The 25802-nt window shown below is 61.7% G+C and carries 19 protein-coding genes; 8 read left to right on the forward strand and 11 right to left on the reverse strand.

Annotation, left to right across the window (positions count from 1 at the left end):
• Window positions 1-25: 25 nt before the first annotated feature.
• Window positions 26-814 (forward strand): SDR family oxidoreductase, encoded by a 789-nt coding sequence (locus O3S81_RS14485; RefSeq protein ID WP_269344195.1) that lies wholly within the window; start codon window positions 26-28, stop codon window positions 812-814.
• A gap of 20 nt (window positions 815-834) precedes the next feature.
• On the opposite strand, the gene O3S81_RS14490 is transcribed toward O3S81_RS14485, so the two are convergent.
• A complete protein-coding gene (locus O3S81_RS14490; protein ID WP_269344198.1) occupies window positions 835-1812 on the reverse strand; it encodes a GGDEF domain-containing protein in 978 nt (325 codons plus the stop codon).
• Window positions 1813-2232: 420 nt separating this feature from the next.
• Between O3S81_RS14490 and O3S81_RS14495 the strand changes: the two genes are divergently transcribed.
• The 3 genes from O3S81_RS14495 (at window position 2233) to O3S81_RS14505 (ending at window position 4818) form a co-directional block, all read left to right on the forward strand.
• On the forward strand, window positions 2233-3531 hold the full coding sequence (locus O3S81_RS14495; RefSeq protein WP_269344199.1) for an Hsp70 family protein: 1299 nt from the start codon (window positions 2233-2235) through the stop codon (window positions 3529-3531).
• A gap of 43 nt (window positions 3532-3574) precedes the next feature.
• Window positions 3575-4474 (forward strand): uracil-DNA glycosylase family protein, encoded by a 900-nt coding sequence (locus O3S81_RS14500; RefSeq protein ID WP_269344200.1) that lies wholly within the window; start codon window positions 3575-3577, stop codon window positions 4472-4474.
• A 152-nt stretch (window positions 4475-4626) separates the two neighbouring features.
• Complete coding sequence (locus tag O3S81_RS14505; RefSeq protein WP_269344202.1) at window positions 4627-4818, forward strand: hypothetical protein; 192 nt, start codon at window positions 4627-4629, stop codon at window positions 4816-4818.
• A gap of 346 nt (window positions 4819-5164) precedes the next feature.
• Here O3S81_RS14505 and O3S81_RS14510 read toward each other — a convergent pair whose 3' ends face one another.
• Complete coding sequence (locus O3S81_RS14510; protein WP_269344204.1) at window positions 5165-6100, reverse strand: DMT family transporter; 936 nt, start codon at window positions 6098-6100, stop codon at window positions 5165-5167.
• A 561-nt stretch (window positions 6101-6661) separates the two neighbouring features.
• Between O3S81_RS14510 and pepN the strand changes: the two genes are divergently transcribed.
• The 3 genes from pepN to O3S81_RS14525 all read left to right on the forward strand — a co-directional run bounded on the left by pepN (window position 6662) and on the right by O3S81_RS14525 (window position 12343).
• The gene (gene pepN / locus O3S81_RS14515) at window positions 6662-9310 is read left to right on the forward strand and encodes an aminopeptidase N (protein WP_269344206.1); all 2649 of its coding nucleotides are present in this window, start codon (window positions 6662-6664) and stop codon (window positions 9308-9310) included.
• A 136-nt stretch (window positions 9311-9446) separates the two neighbouring features.
• A complete protein-coding gene (locus O3S81_RS14520) occupies window positions 9447-9767 on the forward strand; it encodes a carboxymuconolactone decarboxylase family protein (RefSeq protein ID WP_269344208.1) in 321 nt (106 codons plus the stop codon).
• A gap of 239 nt (window positions 9768-10006) precedes the next feature.
• The gene (locus O3S81_RS14525) at window positions 10007-12343 is read left to right on the forward strand and encodes a PAS domain-containing sensor histidine kinase (protein WP_269344210.1); all 2337 of its coding nucleotides are present in this window, start codon (window positions 10007-10009) and stop codon (window positions 12341-12343) included.
• Window positions 12344-12536: 193 nt separating this feature from the next.
• Here O3S81_RS14525 and O3S81_RS14530 read toward each other — a convergent pair whose 3' ends face one another.
• Complete coding sequence (locus tag O3S81_RS14530; RefSeq protein WP_269344211.1) at window positions 12537-15506, reverse strand: bifunctional [glutamine synthetase] adenylyltransferase/[glutamine synthetase]-adenylyl-L-tyrosine phosphorylase; 2970 nt, start codon at window positions 15504-15506, stop codon at window positions 12537-12539.
• A gap of 326 nt (window positions 15507-15832) precedes the next feature.
• On the opposite strand from O3S81_RS14530, the gene O3S81_RS14535 reads away from it, so the two are divergent.
• Window positions 15833-16690: a MipA/OmpV family protein gene (locus tag O3S81_RS14535; protein ID WP_269344212.1), complete on the forward strand. Its 858-nt coding sequence runs from the start codon at window positions 15833-15835 to the stop codon at window positions 16688-16690.
• A gap of 57 nt (window positions 16691-16747) precedes the next feature.
• Here the strand turns inward: O3S81_RS14535 and O3S81_RS14540 are convergent, their stop codons facing one another.
• The 8 genes from O3S81_RS14540 to O3S81_RS14575 form a co-directional block, all read right to left on the reverse strand.
• On the reverse strand, window positions 16748-18157 hold the full coding sequence (locus O3S81_RS14540) for a sensor histidine kinase (protein WP_269344447.1): 1410 nt from the start codon (window positions 18155-18157) through the stop codon (window positions 16748-16750).
• 9 nt (window positions 18158-18166) lie between these two features.
• On the reverse strand, window positions 18167-18925 hold the full coding sequence (locus O3S81_RS14545) for a response regulator transcription factor (protein WP_442864922.1): 759 nt from the start codon (window positions 18923-18925) through the stop codon (window positions 18167-18169).
• A 299-nt stretch (window positions 18926-19224) separates the two neighbouring features.
• Complete coding sequence (locus tag O3S81_RS14550; protein ID WP_269344214.1) at window positions 19225-20781, reverse strand: Do family serine endopeptidase; 1557 nt, start codon at window positions 20779-20781, stop codon at window positions 19225-19227.
• A 153-nt stretch (window positions 20782-20934) separates the two neighbouring features.
• On the reverse strand, window positions 20935-21402 hold the full coding sequence (locus O3S81_RS14555) for a cytochrome c-type biogenesis protein (RefSeq protein WP_269344216.1): 468 nt from the start codon (window positions 21400-21402) through the stop codon (window positions 20935-20937).
• Window positions 21403-21527: 125 nt separating this feature from the next.
• Window positions 21528-23519, reverse strand: a complete 1992-nt coding sequence (locus O3S81_RS14560) for a heme lyase CcmF/NrfE family subunit (RefSeq protein ID WP_269344218.1) — start codon at window positions 23517-23519, stop codon at window positions 21528-21530.
• Entirely contained in the window at window positions 23516-24028 is a 513-nt protein-coding gene (ccmE, locus tag O3S81_RS14565; RefSeq protein WP_269344219.1) for a cytochrome c maturation protein CcmE, read from the reverse strand. The genes O3S81_RS14560 and ccmE overlap by 4 nt, the downstream gene beginning before the upstream one ends.
• Window positions 24025-25188 carry a c-type cytochrome biogenesis protein CcmI gene (ccmI, locus tag O3S81_RS14570; protein ID WP_269344221.1) on the reverse strand — a complete coding sequence of 388 codons (1164 nt, stop codon included), beginning with the start codon at window positions 25186-25188 and terminating at the stop codon, window positions 24025-24027. Before ccmI ends, ccmE begins: the two co-directional genes overlap by 4 nt.
• A 159-nt stretch (window positions 25189-25347) precedes the next feature.
• Window positions 25348-25776, reverse strand: a complete 429-nt coding sequence (locus O3S81_RS14575; protein WP_269344451.1) for a hypothetical protein — start codon at window positions 25774-25776, stop codon at window positions 25348-25350.
• Between the last annotated feature and the right edge of the window lie 26 nt (window positions 25777-25802).

Raw genomic sequence — 25802 nt, forward strand, 5'->3', positions numbered from 1 at the left:
GCACTCACAAGACAGGACAGAACCCATGGATTTCGGCATTTCCGGCAAACGCGCCCTCGTTCTCGCCTCCTCTCGCGGCCTTGGGCTGGGCATTGCCACCGCGCTGGCGAAAGAAGGCGCAAATGTCCTTCTGGTTGGCCGAAGCGGTGAAAAGCTGGCGGAAAACTGCAAGGCGATCAATGCGCTCGGCAAGGGCAAGGCCGACTGGGTTTGGGGTGATCTTGCCGACGACAATTTCATCGAGGCCATGGTTCAGGCCGTCAAGGACAAGCTCGGCGGCATCGATATCCTCGTCAACAATACCGGCGGCCCGACGCCCGGCCTCGCGCAGGACATGACGGTCGACAAGCTCGATACCTTTTTTCAGTCGATGGTGCTGCGGGTCATCACGCTGACCAATGCGCTGCTGCCGCAGATGAAGGAACAGGGTTTCGGCCGCATCCTCACCGTTGCCTCCTCCGGGGTGTTTGAACCGATCCCGAACCTCGCCCTTTCCAACACGCTGCGCGGCGCGCTTGTCGGCTGGAGCAAGACGCTGTCGAGCGAAGTGGCCTCCTTCGGCATCACCTCCAACCTGCTACTGCCCGGCCGCATCCACACCGACCGCATTGACGAGCTGGACGGCGCCAATGCCAAGCGCCTCGGCAAAAGCGTCGAGGAAATCCGCGAGGCCTCCGTCAAGAGCATTCCGGCCGGCCGTCTCGGCACGGTGGAGGAATTCGCCGCCGCCGGTGCTTTCCTCTGCTCCGTGCCGGCGAGCTATATTACCGGCACGATGCTGCGTGTGGATGGCGGCGCGGCGAAATCGAACTGACGACTGTTACGCCAGGCGCATCAGGAAACCGCTTCGTAAATCACGAAGCGGTTTCGGCCGGTGTTCTTGGCTTCGTAGAGGGCCGTATCGGCACGCCGCAGTACGTCGCTGGCGCTCTCCCCGGGATTTGCGAAGGCAATGCCGGCCGAGCAGCTGTAGCGGAAATCCGGCATGTCCCCGAGCGGGGATGCCTGCGCCAACGACGACAGCAACCCCTGCATGACAGCCTGGACGCCCAGCATCCTCGAGCCGCTGAGGACCAGCAGAAATTCCTCGCCGCCAATCCGCCCGACAAGATCGTCCCGGCACGCCGCGGCCGAAAGCCGGGCGGCAAAATCCTTGAGGACCATATCTCCGCAGGCGTGCCCGAAACGGTCATTCACCGCCTTGAAGTGGTCTATGTCGATGATGGTGACGGCCAGCGCCTGGGCCTTGTTGGGGCCAAGCATCTGATTGAGACTGTCCATCACGTAGCGGCGGTTGCCGAGACCGGTCAGTTCGTCACTCAGCGCCGATTTCAGCGCCCTGTCCCGCTCCTGCCTGAGATCGCGCAATTCGACGCCGAGTTCGGAAACATCGGTAACGACGCATAACATCCAGCCGCCGGGCAATGTCGTTTCGGTCGTCAATATCCAGCGCCCGTCATTGAGGCTGGTCTCGATGGTGCGGAAGGGCAGCTTGCCGCGCCTCGTCTTGGCGGAGCGCAGCCACAATTCGAAATCGGTGGTTTCAATGGCCGTGCCGGTACTGTTGCGATAGCCGTTGCGCATCAGCTCCAGCCAGCTCGGAAACTCGTCATGCGGCACATCCAGCGCCTTGCGGAACGCGGCATTCGCAAAGCGCAGCCTGTCTTCGCCATCAAACAGGGCATAACCCTGCTGCGAGGCCTCCAGGAGGTGCATGAGCTGGCGGTTGAAAACACCCACATCGCCCCGAACGAGGCCGGAATGGTCCAGCGGCACTTCTTCGAGGGTGGAACGGGCCGGCTTGCGGGGCATCGAATTTCCCAGGCTACGAAAACAACGGGCAACCAATATAGTTCGCCTAGAAATACATCCTACGATTACAAAAATATTTAAATCACGCGGCATTTTCCGTGATTTCGACAGTCACTACTTCTAATATGCGCCACCATAGCAGCAACCCCCTAAGAATATTACAGAAAACTGCGACGCTCTTTCGTGAGAACATAATCAGATCGTTTACCATCCCCTTCCCCGGCAATTGCCTCACCTCCCGCCAGGGCCGGCCAGCGCGTCACGCAGGGCTTAAAAACAATGGTCGGCGCTTGCCATTCCGTCGGCCCTGTGCAATCAACCGCCCTCCTCTGACATCGGGACGCCAAGGGCATCCCTTATTTTCACGCCGGGCCGCCCAAGGGCCGGGCGGGTTCTTCTTTCGGCAACAAGGATATGGCGATGACGCAAAAGCGGGCTCTCGGTCTCGATTTCGGCACGACAAACACGGTCATGGCTCTTTCCGACGCGGGCGGCGAAAGCCGCTCCATGCGCTTCACCAGCAGCGCCGGCACGGATGACAGCATGCGCACGGCGCTTTCCTTCATGAAGGATGCCGGCCTTGGTGCGGCCGCGCTGCATGTGGAAGCGGGACACGCCGCCATCCGGCAATTCATCGACAATGCCGGCGACTGTCGTTTCCTGCAGTCGATCAAGACATTTGCGGCCTCGCCGCTGTTTCAGGGCACGCTGATCTTCGCCAAGCGCCAGAGCTTCGAAGATCTGATGGATGTGTTCCTGCGCAAGCTGAAGACCTATGCGGGCGATGAGTGGCCGGGCGATGTTTCCACCGTCATCGCCGGCCGGCCGGTGCGTTTTGCCGGCAGCAATCCGGACGAAACGCTTGCGCTTGCCCGTTACAACGAAGCGCTGGGCCGGGCCGGCTTTCCGGAAATCCACTATGTCTACGAGCCCGTGGCGGCCGCCTATTATTTCGCCCAGAGCCTGAAGAAGGACGCCAATGTGCTGGTGGCGGATTTCGGTGGCGGCACCACCGACTATTCGCTGATCCGTTTCGAGACCCATGCCGGCAAGCTTTCCGCCACCCCCATCGGCCATTCCGGTGTGGGTGTCGCAGGCGACCATTTCGACTTCCGCATGATCGACAATCTGGTCTCGCCGGAAATCGGCAAGGGCAGCAAGTTCAAGAGCTTCGACAAGGTTCTGGACGTGCCTTCGGGTTATTACGTGAATTTCGGCCGCTGGAACCAGCTGTCGATCTTCAAGACCTCGAAGGAATTCACCGACCTCAAATCGCTGGTGCGCTCGGCACTGGAACCGGAAAAGCTGGAACTCTTCATCGATCTCGTCGAACATGACGAAGGTTACCCGCTCTATCAGTCGATTTCCGCCACCAAGATGGCGCTGTCTTCGGCCGAGGAGGCGGAATTCAACTTCTCGCCGCTCGGCAAGGCCGGACGCAAGATGGTGAAGCGCAGCGATTTCAACGCGTGGATTGCCGAAGACCTCGCCAAGATCGAGGGTGCGCTGGACGAGGTGCTGGAGAAGACGCAGGTTTCGCCCGATGCGATCGACAAGGTGTTCCTGACCGGCGGCACCTCTTTCGTGCCGGCGGTGCGAGAACTTTTCACCCGCCGTTTCGATGCCGACCGGATCGAAAGCGGCGGCGAGCTGCTCTCGATTGCCCATGGTCTCGCCATGATCGGCGAAAGCGGCGATATTCAGCGCTGGACAGCGTGATTTGCGGGTTTCCCGCGCGGGGAACATGGGGTAATTTCCGCCCATGATCGCCGCTCACGACCTCTCCCCGGCCGAACTCGCCGCCCTTCTGCATTTCCATGCGGATGCGGGCGTGGACTGGCTGCTGGAAGAGGAGCCGGTCGACCGTTTCGCCGAATTCGCCGCCGCCCGCCCTGCCCGTCCCATGCCGGGGCAGGAGGCGGCCGCAGCGTCACGCCAGATGGACAGGCCGGCGGATCGCCGTGCCGACGCGCCGCAGCGGCAGGCCCCCGGCCGGAGCGCCCCGGCGCGCGGCGCACCATCGGCCCCCGCGGTTCAGCAGAATGTCGCCATGCCGGACGAGCAGGCCGTCTCCGCGGCACGTTTTGCCGCCGAAAGCGCGCGCTCGCTTGCCGAACTGAAAACCGCACTCGAGGGTTTCAGCGGCTGCAATCTGAAAAACAGCGCCCGCAATACGATCTTCAGTGAAGGCGACCCCGCCTCCGCCATCATGGTCATCGGCCCCATGCCGGATGCGGATGACGACCGCGAAGGCCTGCCCTTTGCCGGCAAGACCGGCCTGCTGCTCGAGCGCATGCTGGCGGCCATCGGCCTTGAACGCAGCACCATCATGCTCGGCAATGTCGTGCCCTGGCGGCCGCCGGGCAACCGCCCGCCGACTCAGGCCGAAATGGATATTTGCCGGCCCTTCATCGAACGCCAGATTGCGCTGGCGGAGCCAAAACACCTGTTGCTTCTCGGCAACTTCACCTCACGTTTCTTCTTTGGCGGCACCGGCACCATCCATACGTTGCGCGGACAGTGGCGTGATGTCGCAGCCGGCCACCTTGTTTTGCCGGCGCTGGCCAGCCTGCACCCGCAGGAACTGTTGAACGCACCGGCCAGCAAGTCCTTGGCATGGCAGGATTTATTGGCTTTTCAGGCAAAGATTGCTGAAGGCTGATTGCCTCATTCTTATCCAATGTAAATGAATTATGAAAAAAGCCATGCGCATTACGCATAACAGCGGCGCATTTGGCCGGCTTGCCGAATCCATGCTGCGCTGCGATATAGCGATCATGTCTTGGGAGGAATTCGGTTTAAGGAACCAAGGCAATGACCACTCGCTTCCGTCCGGTACATTCCGGCTTTGAATCGCTCCGCCTGGCGGGCCTCGGCCCTCGCTCCAGTCAGGGCTACCATCGTTTCGGCGCTGCCGCAAACGAACAGATGACCGCACGCGCTGCCATGCAGCAGGTCCGCGTGACGCGTCCCTCGGCAGTCTTCGCGGATTTCCGCGAGCGCTGAGAAGCACTCAGGCCAGTTTAGTCGCTGGTCCATAGATATGATTGCGCGCTGGCGTCTTTCTTCGGGAAGGCGCCTTTTGCTTTTGTGGCGTCTGACGTCATCCTCGAGTTTTCCTGGCGCTGTCCGATTCAGACTTTTGCACGCTACGTGACATCAAATTGAGGGCGTAGGGCGCGCATTTTCCGCGACGTCATCCTCGGGCTTGCCCCCCGAAGATCTAAGCACCTCAACAAAATCAAACGTTGGCAGATCCTCGGGACAGGCCCGAGGATGACGCCGAGAGAAGAGAGACTCGTCGTCGCCAACTTCAAGAGAACGGCACAACCATACCGTGGGAGCAGCAACCTCACCCCTGTGGCGTCGAAGCCTTGCGCGCCGCGCGTCTCGCCAGACCCAGTTGATGCTCACGGAAGATGATGAAGATGCCGGCGAGAATGACGATCGCCGTGCCGATCAGCATCGTCACCGTGGGAATATCGCCGAACAGAATGTAGGAGACCACAATCCCGAAGACGATGGAGCTATATTCGAAGGGGGCGATGACGGAGACTTCGGCGTGACGGTAGCTTTCCGTCAGGAAAATCTGTGCAACGCCGCCGCAGATGCCGCTGGTAATCAGGAGCATGGCCTGCGTCATCGTCAGCGCGTTCCAGCCGAAGGGCACGCTGATGAGCGATAACAAAGTGGCGGTCAGCGAAAAATAGAGCACGATGGTCGGCGTCTTTTCGGTTTCCACCAGCTGCCGCACCTGGATCATCGCCAGCCCGCCCAGCGCCGCGCCGCACAAAACGGCTATGGCGCCCAACCCCTCACCCGCGGCAAAACCGCCTTCCTGCAAAAGCGTCATCTTCGGCCACAGAATCACCAGCACGCCCATCATGCCCACGAACACCGCGCTCCAGCGATAGACCCGCACCTTCTCATGCAGAATGACGGCGGCGAAGACGACCGCAAGCAGCGGCGAGGCATAACCGATGGCGATGAATTCCGGCAGCGGTAGCATGGTCAGCCCGTAAAAACCGCAGGCCATGGAGAGAATGCCGAGAAAGCCGCGCTTGAAATGGCCGAGGAGATTATTGGTGTGCAGCGCGCTTGCCAGCGCATGCAGCCAGGCGAGATAGACGATGATGGGCAAAATGGCGAAGGCAGAGCGGAAGAAGGTGATCTGGCCGGCCGGCACATCGCCTGCGGCCTTGATACAGGTCTGCATGACCAGAAAAAAGCCAACCGAAATCAGCTTCATGCTGATCCCGCGGAAGGGATTCATCGGTTCGGCGTTCATTGGCAGTTACTCATATCGGCTGCGCAGACACGCCATCGGGGGATTTTCATGCGGGAGGACGACGCGGGGGGACTGGATTAGCGCAAGGCTAGAGCATTCCTCCGGCGCTTTACAACAAAAAATGTTATTTACCCATGAATTCGGTTGATCCGGTCAGGGATTGTTCCCGCGGCTGTTGCCTTCCCTCCTTCATTCCTGCCTTGAGCCGGAATCCAGCCAGCCCAAGTCTTTGTGCTGAAGAGCCCCATCCGACGCGTAGACGCGCATCGGCTGGATGCCGGATCCGGCCGGCATGACGAAGAAAGAACCAGACCAAAAGTGACACGCGCTAAAATTTGAAGAAAATAAAATATAATTTCAGCAATCGTTCAACATTTGCTGCGATGGTCCACGGGTCCGGCGGCGGGAGGATCGTCTGCACGGCCGGCAAAGCCTTCCATGGCGGGACAGAACGTCCTCCCACGCGCACATGAACGTGACGAATATTCTACCCATTTTACATCCGGGCCTTATGGCGACATGATGCCGGGAAGACCGCGACAAAGTTATTCAGGAACAGTCATGCGAACAGACACGGGCCAGATCGTTCACCTGGCAGATTACCGCCCCACCGATTTCGTTCTGGAGCGGGTGGATCTCACCTTCGAACTCGACCCCAAGAATACCAAGGTCGAAGCCCGTCTGATCTTTCACCGCCGCGAAGGCGCTGACCGGCAGGCACCGCTGGTTCTCGATGGCGACGAACTGAAACTCTCCGGCCTGCTGCTCGACCAGGTGGAGCTTCCCGCTGGCCAATATGAAGCGACGCCCGACGGCCTGACAATCCGCGACCTGCCGGCCGAATCTCCCTTCGAGATTTGCGTCACCAATTACATCAATCCGCAGGTCAATACGCAGCTGATGGGGCTTTATCGCACCAATGGCGTTTATTGCACGCAATGCGAGGCGGAAGGTTTCCGCCGCATCACCTATTTCCCCGACCGCCCGGATGTTCTGGCGCCCTATACGGTGACGATCATCGCGGCGAAGGAAGGCAATCCGCTGCTGCTTTCGAACGGCAATTTCCTCGGCGGCGGCAATTACGATGAAGGCCGTCACTTCGCGGCCTGGTTCGATCCGCACCCGAAGCCAAGCTATCTCTTCGCACTTGTCGCCGGCGATCTCGGTGTGGTGGAAGATACCTTCACCACCATGTCCGGCCGCGAGGTGGCGCTGAAGATTTATGTCGAGCACGGCAAGGAGCCGCGCGCGGCCTATGCCATGGATGCGCTGAAACGTTCGATGAAGTGGGACGAAGAGCGCTTCGGTCGCGAATACGACCTCGATATATTCATGATCGTCGCCGTGTCCGATTTCAACATGGGCGCAATGGAGAACAAGGGTCTCAACGTCTTCAACGACAAATTCGTGCTGGCCGACCCGGAAACCGCCTCTGACGCTGACTACGCCAATATCGAGCGCATCATCGCGCATGAATATTTCCACAACTGGACAGGCAACCGCATCACCTGCCGCGACTGGTTCCAGCTCTGCCTGAAGGAAGGCCTGACGGTCTATCGCGATCAGGAATTTTCTTCCGATATGCGCTCGCGCCCGGTCAAGCGCATCGCCGATGTGCGCCATCTGAAATCGGAACAGTTCCCGGAGGATTCCGGCCCGCTGGCGCATCCGCCGCGCCCGGATAGCTACCGCGAAATCAACAACTTCTACACGACGACCGTTTATGAAAAGGGCGCCGAAGTCACCCGCATGATCGCCACCATTCTCGGCGCGGATGACTTCAAGAAGGGCATGGATCTCTATTTCGAGCGTCATGACGGCGAAGCGGCGACCGTCGAAGATTTCGTCAAGAGCTTCACCGATGCCAGCGGCCGCGATCTTTCACAGTTTTCGCTGTGGTACACGGAAGCGGGCACGCCGCTCGTCTCCATTTCATCGGCCTATGATGCGGGCAACGCCACCTTCAAGCTGACGCTGGAACAGACCGTGGCACCAACGCCCGGCCAGCCTCTGAAGCAGCCGCGCCACATACCGCTGTCGCTGGCGCTGATCCTCGACAACGGCCAGATCGCCGAGCCGAAGACCGTCGAAGGCGGCGACTATCGTGATGGCGTGTTGCATCTGACCGAACGCAACCAGACCTTCTCCTTCTCCGGCATTTCCTCGCGGCCGGTGCTGTCGATCAACCGCAGCTTCTCGGCGCCGATCAATCTGGATTTCGAACAGAATGCTGATGATCTGGTACAGATCGCCCGGCATGAAACCGACATGTTCGCCCGTTTCCAGGCGTTGACCGATCTTGCCCTGCCGGCGCTGATTGCCGCCACCAGGGCGGTGCAGAACGGCGAAGAGATACGCACGGATGCGGCCCTCTCCGCCACGCTCATCGAGATCATCGGCAACGACGCGCTTGAGCCGGCATTCCGGGCGCAGGCGCTGGCCCTGCCAAGCGAAACGGATATCGCCCGCGAACTCGGCGGCAACACCGATCCGGACGCCATCCACAAGGCGCGCAATGCCACGATCACGGCAATTGCCACGGCCGGTCTCGAAACGCTGCGGCGCCTTGCCGACAGCGCCGCCAATGGTGAAGCCTACAGCCCCGATGCCGACAGTGCCGGACGCCGTTCGTTGCGAAACGGTGCCCTCAGCTTCCTCGCCTTTGCCGAGGGAACACCGGAGCGGGCAGCCAAGGCCTATGCTGACGCCACCAACATGACCGACCTTGCGCATGCGCTCAGCGTCCTGACGCAGCGTTTTCCCGACAGCGCCGAGACGAAGGAAGCGCTTGCCGCCTTCGAAAAGCGCTTTGCCGACAATGCGCTCGTTCTCGACAAGTGGTTCTCGCTGCAGGCCGCCATTCCCGGCGAAGGTGCGCTGGATCGCATCAAGGCACTGATGAAATCGAAACATTTCATCGCCACCAATCCGAACCGGGTGCGCTCGCTGGTCGGTACGCTCGCCTTCTCCAACCCCACCGGTTTCCACCGTGCGGATGGTGCGGCCTATCGTTTCCTCGCGGAGCAGATCATCGCCATCGACAAGCGCAATCCGCAGCTTGCCGCGCGTATCCTCACGTCCATGCGCTCCTGGCGTTCGCTGGAGGCAAGCCGCGCCGAACACGCGAAAGCAGCGCTTTCGACCATCGCAGAGGCCAAGGGTCTCTCGACGGATGTGAGCGATATTGTCGGTCGTATCCTGAAGGGCTGATGTCCGGCAAAGCTCAACCACGTTTCTGATCCAGGCCACGACGCCGTCTTGATTTCCATCAAGGCGGCGTCGTGCATTGCGCAGCATCATGCTGTGCAAGGGGCCAAAACGGCTCGGGATCAGAAAGGAAATGCGGATGACGGACATGTCGAGGACCAGCGCTTCGTTTCAGCGCTTCATAACCGATGCCCCGGCCCACAAGGCGGCGTGGCTTCAGGCGGTGCAGGGTCTCGGTACTGCCTCCACGCTCGATGTGAAGACGCAGAGCCTGATCTATATCGGCATTCTGGCCGCACTTCGCCTGGAAAGCGGCATCGGTTTTCATGTGATGGAAGCCAAGGCGCGCGGTGCAAGCCGTGAGGATATCATCAGCGCGGTGCTCACCGGCCTCCCCGCCGCCGGCAATGGCGTAATCGGCGCGCTCGCTCCCGCACTTGATGCTTTCGACGGAGCCTGAAACACCTTCCAGACGGCATCCCGAAGCAGCCGGAATTGACGTGCCGGCTCACTGATTTCCTTCATGAATCCCGCTTTTCCCAAAGCGGGAAGAGATTGTCCCGAAAAAATACGGAGTCGGTTCAAAGGGTTAAAATTCTTTTAACTTTTGCCTCTGGACACGGCGAATCGCATTTGATTCATTAGGGATATTCGAGCGGCGGCGCTTCGAATCACGAGGGACTTCTAAAAGGCGGGACAATGACGAACGTGCGGCGGGCGACTGCGGGCGATGAGCGGCCGTATGCCAAATTTTCTGATCTTGCGGCCTGGGGCGAAAGGCTTTCCAGCGACCTGATGGGTTTGATGAATGGCGCCGACCGACCGATGCCGCAGGTCGAGACCCTGCTGAAACGCCTGATCCCCATTCTCATCCTCGCTTTCCTCGTCGTTGTTGCCGCCTCGCGCATGCTGGGCATCGTCGCCGAATATGGCCGCATGGAAGAGGCCGCCCGCCACTCCACCGCGCTGACGGCACTGACCGCCAAGGCAGCGCTTCTCAACAATGATACGATCTTCACCGCGCAGGATCGTACCCGCGCCGAAGCGAACCTTGTCGCCGCATTGCCGTCGGGCAGCCTTGCCGATGGCACCATGGTGCTGCTCTCCGGTAGCAATGGCCGCATCTTCGCCGGCGCCGGCAAGGACGCCACGCTTTATATCGGCACCTCGCTGCCGGCCCTGCTTCCCGAAATCGCCATCGTGCAGCGTTTCCCCGGCGCGCCTGGCACCATCGAGACCAACATCGATGGCCAGCAGCATTATGCGACGATGATCCCCTTCGGCGACGACGGCGCGATGGTGATCGCAGCGCGTTCGCTGCAGCCCATCCGTTCCTTCTGGCGCAGCGAAATCGCCATGAACGTGACGCTGTTCGCCGGCATCTCCTCCATCCTGCTCGTCGTGCTTTATGCCTATTACATGCAGGTGAAACGCGCCCGCGACGCCGATGACATCTTTGCCGAATCCAACCTGCGGGTGGAGACGGCACTGTCACGCGGCCGCTGCGGCCTGTGGGATTTCGATCTTTCCAGCCGGCGCATGTTCTGGTCCGGTTCGCTTTATGAAATCCTGGGCTTGCCGCCGAAGGCCGCGCCGCTTTCCTTTTCCGATGCGGCCCGCATGATGCATTCCGAAGACGGCAATCTCTACGAACTCGCCCGCGCCGTCGGATGCGGCAACCTGCGCCAGATCGACCAGATTTTCCGTATGCGCCATGCCAAGGGTCATTATGTCTGGCTTCGCGCCCGCGCCCAGGTTATTCGCACCAATAACGGTCCGCGTGTCATCGGTATCGCCATGGATGTCACCGAACAGCACCGCCTTGCCCAGCGTTATGCCGAGGCCGACCAGCGCCTTGCCGACGCCATCGAATCCACTTCGGAAGCCTTTGTTCTCTGGGACAAGAACGATCGCCTCGTGATGTGCAACACCCATTACCAGAAGGCCTATGGCCTGCCTGACAGCGTGCTGGTGGCCGGCACGGAAAAAAGCACGGTCTATGCCGCAGCAGCCCGCCCGGTCGTTGAGCGCCGCGTTGCCGATCCGGACCAGTCCGGCCTGTCGCGCACCACGGAAGTGCAGCTTGCCGATGACCGCTGGCTGCAGATCAACGAACGCCGCACCCGGGATGGCGGCCTCGTCTCTGTCGGCACCGACATCACGCTTTTGAAGCGTCATCAGGAACGGTTGCGCGATTCCGAGCGCCGGCTGATGGCCACCATCGGCGATCTCTCGGCCTCGCAGCACAAGCTGGAGCGGCAGAAGACCGAGCTTTCCGACGCCAACACCAATTACCTTGCCGAAAAAGAGCGCGCCCAGGCCGCCAACCGGGCGAAATCGGAATTCCTCGCCAATATGAGCCACGAGCTGCGCACGCCGCTCAACGCCATTCTCGGCTTTTCCGACATCCTGCAAAACGAGATGTTCGGGCCGGTCGGCTCGCCGAAATATTCCGAATATGCCCGCGATATCCACGACAGCGGCAAACACCTGCTCAACGTCATTAACGACATTCTCGACATGTCGAAGATCGAGGCGGGCCATATGCGCATCAACCGCGAGACGATCGATCTCGCGCCGCTGATCGAGGAAACCCTGCGTCTGACCGCCATTCAGGCGGAACAAAAGAACATCACCGTGCAGCAGAAGGTCTGCGCCGGGCTGACCATGCAGGGCGACCGCCGGGCCATGAAGCAGATCATGCTCAACCTGCTGTCAAACGCCGTGAAATTCACCGGTAACGGCGGCCGCATCGCGCTGCGCACCCATGTGCATCAGGCCGCCATGATCCTCACTATTGCGGACACGGGCATCGGTATTCCCGCCCAGGCGCTCAACAAGATCGGCCAGCCCTTTGAGCAGGTGCAGAGCCAATATGCCAAGAGCCAGGGCGGCTCCGGCCTCGGGCTTGCGATTTCCCGCTCGCTGGTGAAGCTGCATGGGGGGACGATGAAAATTCGCTCGTGTGAGGGCCGCGGGACGGTGGTGACGATTATCATTCCGCATGCGGCGGGGGTTTGTGGGACGGTGCATTGAAGCTTGGTGGGTGTGGTTCACCCCCCTCTGCCCTGCCGGGCATCTCCCCCACAAGGAGGGAGATCGGCAAGACGCACTGTCACCACTTCATACTCTAACGTCGAGATGGGCAAAACCTCGCCGCATATCGATCTCCCCACCTGTGGGGGAGATGCCCGGCAGGGCAGAGGGGGGTAAGCCACACCCACCGACATCACCCCCCATTCTTCACCACCGCCACAAACGCCTTCCGCACCGCCTTCGCCAACCGCTTCACCTCTCCCTCCAGCGTCGGAATATCCGGGCAATCCCCGGCCCGGCAAACGAGATCAGTGAGGCCCGCCGGCGCCTCCTTCGGATTAAACGCGCCATCGATGCACAGCCGCACGATCTGCGAGATTTCAGTGTAAAGCCCCATCGCCGCCATGCAGTCATCGAAAGCCTGCGGCTCCATGACAGGCGCGGCCAGCACCTGCAGGGCCTCGGCCGTATTGCGACCGGGTTCATGCGCCACAAGCCCCTTCACCGGCCCGACCAGCGCCAGATATTGGGCGATGAATTCGAGATCGATCAGCCCGCCATTGATGAGCTTGAAGTCCCAGTTGTTTTCCGGCGGCTTTTCCTGCTCGATGAGATTACGCATTTCCAGCACATCGGCGGAAACCTTGGCCACGTCGCGTTTCTGCGAAAGGATGGAGGCGATGATGCGGCGCGCATCCTCCATCAGCGAGGCGTCGCCGCAGATGAGGCGGGCGCGCGACAGCGCCATGTGCTCCCAGGTCCAGGCCTCCTCACGCTGGTATTTCTCGAAGGCGGACATGCGGGTGGCCACCGGTCCCTTGTTGCCGGAGGGGCGCAGCCGCATGTCGACCTCATAGAGCACGCCTTCCGCCGTCGGGGCCGAGAGCGCTGCGATCAGCCGCTGGGTGACGCGGGTGAAATAACGCACGACATCGAGCGGTTTTGCACCGGTGGATTCATGGGCGGTGTCGTCATAATCGTAAAGCAGGATGAGATCGACGTCCGAACCCGCGGTCAGCTCGAAGGAGCCGAGCTTGCCCATGCCCATGACGGCCACGCGCCCACCGGGGTAAGGCCCATGCGCCGCCTCCATCTCCGAAAGGACGGCATTCAGCGCCGCCTCGATCACCAGATCGGCAAGATGGGTGAAGGCGCGGGCGGCAACCTCGCCGCGGATCGCGCCGGTCAGCAGCCTGACGCCGATGAGGAACCGCTGTTCGGCGGCGAAAATGCGCAGGCGGTCGAGAATATCCTCGTAATGACGGGCATTGGAGAGGAAATTGCCCATGCGGTGGGCGAGATAATCGCGGGTCGGCACGTCGCTCATCAGCGCCGGGTCGAGCATGCCGTCGAAGACATGTGGGCGGGCCGCGATGATTTCGGCAAGGCGTGGGGCCGAAGACATGATCGTCACCAGCAGATCGAGCAGCGCCGGATTGTTGCCGAGCAGCGAGAAGAGCTGAATGCCAGCCGGCAGGCCCGAGAGAAAATTATCGAACCGCAGCAGCGCCTCGTCCGCCCGCTTGCTTTCGCCAAAGGCGCGCAGCAGATCCGGCGTCAGCTCCGTCAGCCGTTCGCGTGCTTCGACCGACTGCGTCGCCCGGTAACGGCCATTGTGCCAGGTGCGGATGACGCGGGAAATATCCTCCGGCCGCTGAAAACCAAGCGTGGAAAGCGTCTTCAGCGTATCGGGATCGTCCTTCTGGCCGGTAAAGACCAGATTGCCCGCCTCGCCTGACAGTTTCACTTCCTGCTCGAACAAAGCCGAATAACGCCGCTCCACCAGCCGCAGCACTTCTTCCAGCTTTTCGGAAAAAGTTTTTGTGTCCTCAAAACCGAGCATGAAGGCGATGCGCTTCAATTCGGCTTCTGTGTCCGGCAGCACATGGGTCTGCTCGTCGCGCACCATCTGGATGCGGTGCTCCACCTCGCGCAGGAACCAGTAGGCTTCCGTCAGGCTGTCACGGGTCTCGGCGTCGATCCATTTCGCCTCGGTCAGCGCTGCCAGCGCCTCCTCGGTCGCACGCACCCGCAGCGGCGGCATGCGGCCGCCGGCGATCAGCTGCTGGGTCTGGGCGAAGAACTCGATCTCGCGGATGCCACCGCGCCCGAGCTTGACATTGTGGCCCTTCACCGCAATCGCACCGTGGCCCTTATGGGCATGGATCTGCCGCTTGATGGAGTGGATATCGGCAATCGCCGCATAATCGAGATATTTGCGGAAGATGAAGGGCGTCAGTTCGCGCAGGAAATTTTCGCCCGCCTTGATGTCACCTGCCACCGGCCGTGCCTTGATATAGGCGGCGCGCTCCCAGTTCTGGCCCCTGCCCTCGTAATAAAGCAGCGCCGCTTCCACGGGAATGGCAAGCGGTGTCGAGCCGGGGTCGGGCCGTAGCCTCAGATCGGTGCGGAAGACATAACCATCGGCCGTGCGCTCCTGCATGATGCGCACGAGGCGTCGCATCATGCGGCCGAAATTCTCCGTCGCATCATAGGGATCGTCCATGATGCCGGCCGAAGGCTCGAAGAACACGACGGCATCGATATCCGAGGAATAGTTGAGCTCACGCGCGCCGAGCTTGCCCATGCCGAGCACGATCAGGCCGGAACCCTCGCTCGGCGCGGCAGTGTTCTTCAGTTTCAGCTTGCCGCTTTCATGGGCGGCGAGCAGCAGGTGATCGATGGCGGCGGAGAGCGAGGCATCCGCCATGTCGCTCAGCCAGCGCGTCGTATCGCGGGCGGTGAAGATGCGCGCCAGATCGGCAAGTGCGGCAATGAAGGAAAGCCGCCGCTTGGCGATCCTCAGCCGTGACATCACCTCGTTTTCGGTGGGCACCCCGCCCTCTTCACCCGGCTTCCAGCACGCGCGCGCCTCACCGACGAGATCGGTGAGCAACGGCTCGAGCGGCCTGGAAATGGCCAGCGACAAAAGCCCCTCATCCGCCGCCGCCATATCACGCAGATAGGGCGACAGGGTGAAAGCCGCAGCGATGAAGTCCTTCAGCTGACTTTCGCCGGCGAGGAGCGCGGCCACCGCCGGCTCCGCCTTGCCGATATCCTTCAGCGTCGAAAGAACGGATTTCAGTTCCGTCTGCGTATAGGGGCGGATCACGCCCGGCAGAACCTCGCTCAGCCGCCTCTCGACGGTTTCCCGTTTCGTCACTGTCTCTCTCCCTCTTCCGAGCCCATCTTTGCGCTTCGGTTGTGCCTGACGTTCAGGACGGACCGCTCCCCGCGAAAACCCTCCCGCCGCCACACGTCAACGAAGCCTGCGGGCGCATATACTCCGCGTTGTAACAAATGCGGGGCGCTTTGCGATCAGGAAAACCGCTTTTGCCGATCTTTTCCAGGGACTGGCACGCGGAAGCGCCATTTCATCCGCCAATGGCAATCTCGCGTAATGTCTCCGCAATTGTGCCCGCGTAGCGTCCTCCCCAATGGAACCCACTCCCTGGTTTTCCAAGGCCCGGTGCTGCAACGGATAGGATCATGAAACAGTTTTTTACAGTGAAATGGCAAAAGAACCTGCGCGCCATGGCGCTCTGCCTGACGACGCTGTCCGCGGCGCAGGCCGTCTGCACGCCCGTCTTCGCCGCCGATATCGGCAAATCGAACCGGGTGGTCGACCCGCAGGGCAATTTCGACGATGCGCGTTACAGCAGTTCCAGCGACTGGAAGATCACGCTCGGCGTGGGTGCGGCCTATGCCCCGAAATATGAGGGTTCGGACAAGCTGGAAGCCGGCGCCGTTCCGCTGGTTTCCGTGCAATATGGAGACACGCTGAGCATCGATTTCAGCGGCGCTACCGTCAATCTGCTGAACAATAACGGTTTCAGGCTGGGCATCAAGGGCGGCTGGGAAGCGGGACGCAAGGAAAAGGACGACAGGAAGAACCTGCGCGGGCTCGGCGACATCAAGGCCGGCGGCGTGGTCGGCGGCGTGATCGCCTATGGCGTGGAACCCTTCGAAATCTACGCCAAGGTGGACAAGACCATCGGCGGCAGCGAAGGCCTGACCGCAACCGTCGGCGCCAGCGTCTCGCACAAGGTCGACCAGTTCATCCTCGGGGCTGACCTCTCCGCCACCTGGGCCGACGACAACCACATGAAATCCTATTTCGGCGTCACCTCGGCCCAATCCGCCCGCTCCGGCCTGCGCCGTTATGATGCGAAAGCCGGTTTCAAGCGCATCGACGCCAGCGCCTCGGTCTCCTACATGATGACCGAAAACTGGATGATCACCGGCACGGGCGGCGTCGGCTTCCTGCTGGGCGACGCGAAGAACAGCCCGGTGGTGAAGAAGGATATTCAGCCCTTCGCGATGATCGGCGTGGCCTACACGTTCTGAATCTCGAAAACAGCCCGGCGGGGATATCTTCCCCGCTGGATACGCTCCCGATGCTCCTCAGCGATTATTGTCGGGAAACACCATTGAAACCGTCAGGCCCGGGCAGGCCGCATTTGTCACATCCGTGTCGGAAAGCACCAGCGATCCGCCGTGCAGCTCCATCACGGCTTCCACCAGCGACAGGCCAAGCCCCGTACCGGGTTTGGAACGGCTCTCATCCAGCCGGACAAAACGTTTCAGCACCTCGCCACGCTTGTCGGCGGGAATGCCGGGGCCACTATCGGCGACGGAGAGCACGATCGCCTCCGGCTCCTTTGCCAGTCGCACGACGAGCTTTTTGTCACCCTCGCCTTCGCAGGCATATTTCATGGCATTGTCGATGAGGTTCGAAAGCGCCTGGCCGATCAGTTCGCGATTGCCCTTGACGGTAAGGCCCGGTTCGATTTGCGCTTCCAGCGCAAGCCCCGCATCCTCTGCCACCGGCTCGTAAAGCTCGGCGCTGTCGGCGGCAATCGCCGAGACATCCACATCGGTCATTTCTGCTGCGATGGAGCCTGCCTCAACACGGGAAATCATCAGCAGCGCGTTGAAGGTGCGGATGAGCTGGTCGGATTCGGCGATGATGCCTTCAAGGGCGGCCCGCCGCTTCGTCTCGTCATCGTCGTCAAGGGCTGCGGCGGCCTTGTTGCGCAGCCGCGTCAGCGGTGTCTTCAGGTCATGGGCGATATTGTCGGAAACCTGCCGCAGGCCTTCATTGAGCTTTTCGATGCGGCCGAGCATGGCGTTGAGCGAGCCGGACAGCCGGTCGAATTCATCACCGGAGCGGCCCTGCGGCAGACGCTGGGAAAGGTCGCCGGCCATGATCTTCTTCGTCGCCGCCGACATGCGGTCGATGCGTTTCAGCGCATTGCGGCCGATGCCGAACCAGATGAGCAGCGCGCCGCCGCCCATGATGGCGAGCGCCACCATCAGCGCATTGCGCACCAGCGCACGGAACTTGGTCGGCTCGCCAAGGTCGCGGCCGATCAGAATGCGCAGGCCGTTATCCAGCATGAAGACATTGGCGGTGGCAAGATGCTGTACGCTGTCGCCGCTTTCGGAATAACGCTCGTAACGGAACGGGAAGCCCGTCCAGCCTTCCCTGTCGAAGACGCCGGGCTGCACGGAAGCGACGTTGCCGGCAAGGATTTCGCCATTCGGCCCGGCAATGACGTAAAGGCTCGCCCCCGGCTGGCGGGCGCGGCGCTCCATCATCCTCAGCAGCGGGTTGATGCCGCCGCGATTATAGATGCGCTGTACATCCGAGACTTCCTGCAGGACGGCATCGCGCGTCTGCTGGTTCAGCAGCCGTTCGGAAAGGGCGGTGACGTAAAAAACGAGGAAGGCGGCGCAGAGTGCGAACAGCAGGATATAGAGCGCCGAGAGGCGCACCGCCGTCGATCTGAACACTATTCTGAGGCGGGCCATCTTCGCCAATCAGCCCTCGTCCTTCATCATGTAACCGGCGCCGCGAATAGTCTTCAAGAGCGGCTTCTCGAAGTCCTTCTCGATCTTCGAGCGCAGGCGGGAGACATGTACGTCGATGACATTGGTCTGCGGATCGAAGTGGTAGTCCCAGACGTTTTCCAGAAGCATGGTGCGGGTCACCACCTGGCCGGCATTCTTCATCAGATATTCCAGCAGGCGGAATTCGCGCGGCTGCAGCAGGATTTCCTTGCCGCCACGGCGCACATCATGCGACAGCCGGTCGAGCTCCAGATCGCCGACCCGGTAGATCATGTCCTGCTCGGGTTTGCCCTTGCGGCGGCCCAGCACCTCGATACGGGCGAGCAATTCGGAAAAGGCATAGGGTTTCGGCAGATAGTCATCACCGCCGGCGCGCAGGCCCGTCACGCGGTCATCCACCTGTCCCAGTGCGGAAAGGATGAGCACCGGCGTATCGATACCGCGACGGCGCAGCTCGCTGATGACGGAAAGCCCGTCGCGGCGCGGCAGCATGCGGTCGATCACCATAACGTCATAGGCATTCTCGCAGCCCATGAACAGGCCGCTTTCGCCATCGCTCGCGTGATCGGCGACGATCCCGACTTCGCGGAACGCCTTGGTCATATAGGCCGCAGCCTCTAGGTCGTCTTCAATGACTAGAATCTTCATGTGCGGGACAATAGCGCCCTCGCCCTTTTCCGCACAACCGGAAACAGATGCGACAGACATTTCCTGAGCCTTGTTTTCCATGAGGTTTCCTCCGAAGATCTGGCCTATTGCGTTATCTCGCCTCAAGACGGGCAATAACCTATGGAGCGAGTGGTCGCCGCTTGTTTCTTCTCCCCGCCGGGGAGAAGTCCGCGGCAGCGGGATGAGGGGGCGACGGTAGAGATATTCGGGGAGCTGGCCCCCTCATCCGGCCCTTCGGGCCACCTTCTCCCCCTCGGGGAGAAGAAACGGGCTGCAACGCCCTGTCATGCTCAACCGCCCATCTGAAGAGCGGGATACGACGCCGGCTCCCGAAAGAACCGGCATCGCCTTTCAGCCTATCAACCCTGGTCGATGTCCAGAGCGATGAAGCGGCTGCCGTCATCCGTCTGGATCTGGAACAGCGCCTTGGAGCGTCCGTCCTTCTTGGCCTGTTCGAGGATTTTCTCGATATCGGCTGCGGAGGCCACCTGCTGGTTGTTGACCGAGGTGATCTTCTCACCCGTCTTCAGGCCACGGGCAGCAGCGTCGCTGTCAGGGTCGACATCGGTGATGGCAAGGCCATTACCGTCATCGGCTGGCGCTACCGTCAGGCCGAGGCTGGACAGCACCTTCTCGCTGGAGGACTGGCTGCCGCCCTTGTCGTCGTTCTGGCTCTGGGTTGCCTTGGAGGCGTCGTCGCTGGTGAGATCGCCGAGCGTCACCGTGACCGACTGCGACTTGCCACCGCGCCACAGCGAGATTTCAACCTTGCTGTTGGGTGCCATGCCGCCGATGCGGCGCGACAGGTCGCGGGCATCCTTGACAAGCTCGCCATTGACGGCGGTGATGATGTCACCCTGCTTGATGCCGGCCTTGTCGCCCGGCGAGCCGGACTGCGGCGAAACGACCAGCGCACCCTTGGCTTCGGAAAGGCCGAGCGATTCGGCGATATCCTTGCTGACGGGCTGGATCTGCACGCCAAGCCAGCCGCGCTCCACCTTGCCGTCCTTCTGCAGGTCGGCGATCACATCCTTGGCGACCGAGGACGGGATGGCGAAGGCGATACCGACGTTGCCGCCCGAGGGCGAGAAGATGGCGGTGTTGATGCCGACCACTTCACCGTTGAGGTTGAAGGCCGGACCACCCGAGTTGCCGCGGTTCACGGCGGCGTCGATCTGCAGGTAGTCGTCATAGGGGCCGGAGCCGATATCGCGGCCACGGGCCGAAATGATACCCGACGTCACCGTGCCGCCGAGGCCGAAGGGGTTACCGACGGCGACAACCCAGTCACCGACACGGATCTTGGTGTCGTCGGCGAATTTCACATAGGTGAACTTGCGGTTCACATCGACCTTCAGGAGCGCCAGATCGGTACGCGGATCGCGACCGACGAGCTTGGCGTCGAGTTCGGTGCCGTCATTCATCACGATCGTATAGGCGGAGCCGTCATCGACCACATGGTTGTTGGTGACGACATAACCATCTTCAGAAATGAAGAAGCCGGAGCCTTGAGCGACCGGGCGCAGCGGACCCTTGCCGTCACGGTGGCGGTTCGGACCACGGTCGGAGCGATCCTGGTTCGGGCCACCGAATTCCTTGAAGAAACGCTTCAGCGGGTGGTCATCCGGCAGCTGGTCGAGGCCACGACCGCCGAAATTGAAGGAGAAATTGCTGGAATCGTCGGAAGCGGGCTGCACGTTCGACTGCACGCGAACGGAAACGACGGCGGGCGAGACCGCATCGACCACGTTGGCGAAGCTCGGAACCTGCGGCGCGGTCACTTCGACGGGAGCGGCAAACGAATGGAGGATCGGTGCGGCGATGCCGGTCGACAGCATCAGAGCGGCAAGACCGCCGACGGTCGTGGCCTTCAAAGCCGTCTTCAGCGAGGAACGTCCGTTTTGCGAATGAGACATGGTGTACCTTCTTTCTTCATTCAGACTGGAACCCGTATGACCGGGGAAGCGGTGGATGATGAAGATATAGGAGGCAACACCTTACGGCGAAGTGTCTGCGGAATGAAAAATCCGTAATGTTGAAAAAGAACCGGGGACGGAAATGGAAACCGTTTATTTTTCAATGAGATTGCGAATTCGCTCTTCTTCGTCCGCGCTCAGTTTCTGCGGTTGTTCCTGACTTGCGCGGCGGCGAGAAAACACGAAGACGGCGAAAATCCCGGCAAGGGTGAGACCGATGGGCGCGCCCCACAAAAGCACGGTGCGCAGGCTGAGGCGTGGTTTGAGCAATACGAACTCGCCGTAACGCGAGACGACATAATCGATGACGGCCTTGTCACTGTCGCCCTGCACCAGCCGCTCACGCACGAGGACGCGCAGATCCCGCGCGAGCTCGGCATTGCTGTCGTCGATCGACTGGTTCTGGCAGACCATGCAACGGAGTTGCGAGGTAAGGTTGCGGGCGCGCTGTTCCAGAACGGGGTCTTTGAGGACTTCGTCCGGGTTGAAGGCGAGAGCGGGAAGCGCGGCGGCAAACAGGAGAGTCAGAAGAAGAGTGAGTCTCACCACACCCTCCCTCATTCCTGTGCCCGCCACAGGCATCCAGCCAGCCCAAGTCCTTGGGCTGGAAAGACTCTCCCGCCGCGCAGACGAGCGGCGGTTAGATTCCTGTGACAAACACAGGAATGAGGGAGCGCGTGTGAACGTCATTCCGCCGCCTCCGGCATCGCCGTTCGCACCGGCTTCGCCTTGCGGGTCGGCGCACCCACCCGCAACCGCCTGTCCGAGAGCGAGATGAAACCGCCCGCCATCATGAACAGCGTGCCACCCCAGATGCAGAGGATGAAGGGTTTCCACCAGATGCGTACCACCATGCCGCCATCGGCCATCGGGTCACCGAGCGAGACATAAAGCTGGCTGAGGCCGAAGGTCAGGATGCCGGCTTCCGTCGTCGGCATGCGCCGTGCGGTATAAAGCCGCTTGGACGACCAGACATCGGCCACCTCGACACCCGCCTTGCGCACGGTGAAATGGCCGCGATCCTCGGTGAAATTCGGGCCGACGGCATGGCGGACACCATCGAAGGTCAGGCTGTAACCGCCCGCTTCCGCCGCCATGCCCTCTTTCATTTCCAGCACGGTTTCGGTCTCGAAGGTGGTGACGATGACGATGCCGAGCACGGTGATGCCGAGGCCGATATGCGCTAGCGCCGTGCCGAAGGCCGAGCGTGGCAGGCCCTTCAGGCGGCGAAACGCGATGCCGAAGGCGAGCTTGCCGAAATTGGCGCGATACCAGAGATCGGTCAGCGCCCCGAAAATCAGCCAGAAACCGGCGGCAATGCCGAGTGCCGCCAGCACCGGGCCGCCATTTTCAATGTACCAGAGTGTCAGCCCTGCAAGCGCGGCAAGCGCTGCCGCCACATAAAGCCGCTGGAATGCGCCGAGGAGATCGCCACGCTTCCACGCCAGCATCGGCCCGAATGGGGTGACGATCAGAATCGGGATCATCAGCAGACCGAAGGTGAGGTTGAAGAACGGCGCGCCAACCGAGATTTTTTCACCCGTCAGCGTTTCGAGAATGAGCGGATAGAGCGTGCCGATCAGCACGGTGGCGGTCGAGACCGTCAGGATCAGGTTGTTGAGGACGAGCGACCCCTCACGCGAGATCGGCGCGAACAGGCCACCGGCCTTCAGGGCCGGCGCCCGCCATGCGAAGAGCGCAAAGGCGCCGCCGATGAAGACGGTCAGAATGCCGAGAATGAAGATGCCACGGCTCGGATCGGTGGCGAAGGCATGCACGGAGGTCAGCACGCCGGAGCGGACGAGGAAGGTGCCGAGCAGCGACAGCGAGAAGGTCATGATCGCCAGCAACACGGTCCAGATCTTCAGCGCCTCGCGCTTTTCCATGACGAGCGCCGAATGCAGCAGCGCCGTGCCGGCAAGCCAGGGCATGAAGGAGGCGTTTTCCACCGGATCCCAGAACCACCAGCCGCCCCAGCCGAGTTCATAATAGGCCCAGTAGGAGCCCATGGAGATGCCCGCGGTCAGGAAGGTCCATGCGGCGAGCGTCCACGGCCGCACCCATCGCGCCCATGCGGCATCGATACGGCCTTCCAGCAGCGCGGCAACGGCGAAAGAGAAACAGACGGAAAAGCCGACATAACCGAGATAGAGCAGCGGCGGATGGATGGCGAGGCCGAAATCCTGAAGGATGGGATTGAGGTCCTGCCCTTCCGCCGGCACCCGCTCCAGCCGCAGGAACGGGTTGGAGGTAAGCAGGATGAACAGCAGGAAGGCGACGGAAATCCACGCCTGTACGGCCAGAACATTGGCTTTCAGCGTCTCCGGCAGGTTGCGGCCGAAAGCGGCGACGAGCGCGCTGAAAAACACCAGAATGAGCAGCCACAGCAGCATGGAGCCTTCGTGGTTGCCCCAAACACCGGTCAGCTTGTAGATCATCGGCATCAGCGAATGGGAGTTCTCCCAGACATTGCGCACGGAAAAATCCGAGACGGCATAGGCCCGCGTCAGCGCCGCGAAGGAAAAGCCCACCAGCAGGAACATCAGGACCGAGCCGAGCGAGGCGACATCCATCAGCGCCCGGTCATTGCGGCGCGCGCCGATCACCGGCAGCGTCGAGACGATCAGCGCCACGCCGAGCGCCAGAACCAGGACATAATGGCCGATCTCGTTGATCATTTCGTCGCTCCGGTCTTGTCGGCCGAAGCCGCGCTGGTCGACGGCGTTGCGGCGGAAGGCTCTTCGCCCTCTCCCGCATGCTGCCACAGGCCCTTGTCCTTCAGCCGGTCGGCCACTTCCTTCGGCATGTAGTTCTCGTCATGCTTGGCCAGCACACTGTCGGCCACGAAACCATGGGTGGCGGCATCGAACATGCCTTCGGTCACCACGCCCTGCCCTTCGCGAAAGAGATCGGGCAGGATGCCGGTATAGCTGACCGGCACATTGGCCTCGCCATCCGTCACCGTGAAGCTGACCGTGCGACCCTCGCCGCGCTTGATCGAACCTTCCGCCACCAGCCCGCCAAGGCGGATACGGGTGCCGGGGTTGACCGGCGTCTTTTCCAGATCGGCGGGCATGTAGAAATAGGCGATCGACTGGCCGAAGGCGAACATCACGAGCAGCACCGCCGCAACGATGAAGCTCATGCCGCCGCCGATGATCGCCAGCCGTTTCTGTTTGCGGGTCATTGCGTCACTCCCTGCGGCGTGGAATCCTTCTGGCCATCCATGCGGATGGGCCCTGCGGAAACGCCCAGTTCCTTCGCCAGCGCCAGAAGCTGCCTGCCCTGTTCGCCCTCCGGCGGGAAAGCCTGCAGCCCGGCCCGCAAGGCTTCACCGGCCTTGGTTTGGTTCTTCAGCACGGAATAGGCGCGGACAAGCCGCATCCACCCTTCGAAATCGGCCGGGTTGTCCTTCAGCTTGGCATCGAGGCTCGCCACCATGCCCTCGATCATCGCCTGCCGGTCGGTGGCCGTCATGTCATTCGCCGCAGCCATGTCCTCAGCGGTCGGGCCGGGCGCGGCAGGGCTCGCCGCGCCACCGGTGCGGGCGATATGTTCTTGCACCAGCGAAAGCCACGGCGCGCCGGCCGGCGCATCGGCCGCCAGCGCTGTAAAGGCCGCGCGTGCTTCTTCCGCCTTGCCTGCCTGTTCCAGCGACAGCGCCAGGTAGAAACGGGCGCGCGGATTGCCGGGCTTCAGCTTTTCGGCCTCAGCAAACGCATCCCGCGCCGCCTCGATGACGATGCCGTCATTGCCTGCCACCAGCGTTTCGCCAAGGCCCGTCAGCCGCTCCGCGCTCGGGCCCAGAATACGAAGCGCATTGCGATAGGCAAGCTCGGCGTCGCCAAGCCGCAATGTCTTGAAATAGATCGGCGCCAGAACATCCCAGCCGCCGCCGTCCTCCGGGTTCTGCGCCAGATGCCTTTCGGCCCGCGCGACCAGCAGGTTCATGTCGTTGCCGGGGTTTTCAAGGCGTGCCTCGAGCGGCATGTCCGGCGTTTCCGGACTGCCGTTCCAGATGTAAAGACAGAGCCCGAGCACTGGCAGCAGGAGGGTGATGAGGCTGGCGGCAAGATTGTGCCGGCGCGGCCGGGCATCCTTCGTCGCCACCTCTTCCGCCTCGGCGGCGGCCAGCAGGCGACGGCCGATTTCGGCGCGGGCATAATCCGCCTCGGTCTCGCCGATCAGGCCGGCGGCGCGTTCGCGGTCCAGTTCGGCCAGCTGGTCGCGATAAACGGCAACCTCACCGTCGCGGCGCGTTTCGGGCACCTCGGTCTTCCGCATCAGCGGGTACATCAGGACGATGGCGACAGCCGCCGTCAATATCGCAACGACAATCCAGAACATAAGGCTCAATTACTCGAATGCGCGGCACATGGAAACACGAAGCGCGGGGATGACGTGAATTTGAGACATCACGCCGCACCGCAGATCCCGTTTCGCTGTTCCGCAGTGCCTCTTCTTGTCACCGCGGAAGGCCCATGACCTTGATTTACGTCAAACTGATCAGATCAGCGGAGACCAGCTTCCATCATCATTGCGGCAGGCCGCGCCGCGCACCTTGATTTCGCGTCCATCGACGGTGAGGCTGTGCGAATATTGCCGGCAGTTCTGGTTACCGACCTGATAGGGCGCATTGGCGACCACCTGACCCTTGGCGTCATCACCGGTCCAGGCGACAGGCGTGCCGACCGGCGCCGTTTCCAGCGCCTTGTATTCCGCCTCCAGCGCCTTGGTCTGGTCGCCCCTGTCGAGCTCCACGCCGCTTTTCCCGACGATGCCGCCTTGCAGATTGGCAAGGAAAGGCGTGGAAGGCTGGGCCGAACGGCCAAAAAGGCTGCCGCCAGCCGGGCGGGTGCCCGTGGTGGTGCAGGCGCTCAGCATCGAAACGCACAGGATCGAGAGAAGTGCCGGGCGTGACACCAGCGAACGCATTGTCACGGAGCGGCAGCCATCATACA

This window comes from Agrobacterium sp. SOY23, assembly GCF_027212525.1.
Lineage (GTDB): Bacteria > Pseudomonadota > Alphaproteobacteria > Rhizobiales > Rhizobiaceae > Agrobacterium > Agrobacterium tumefaciens_I.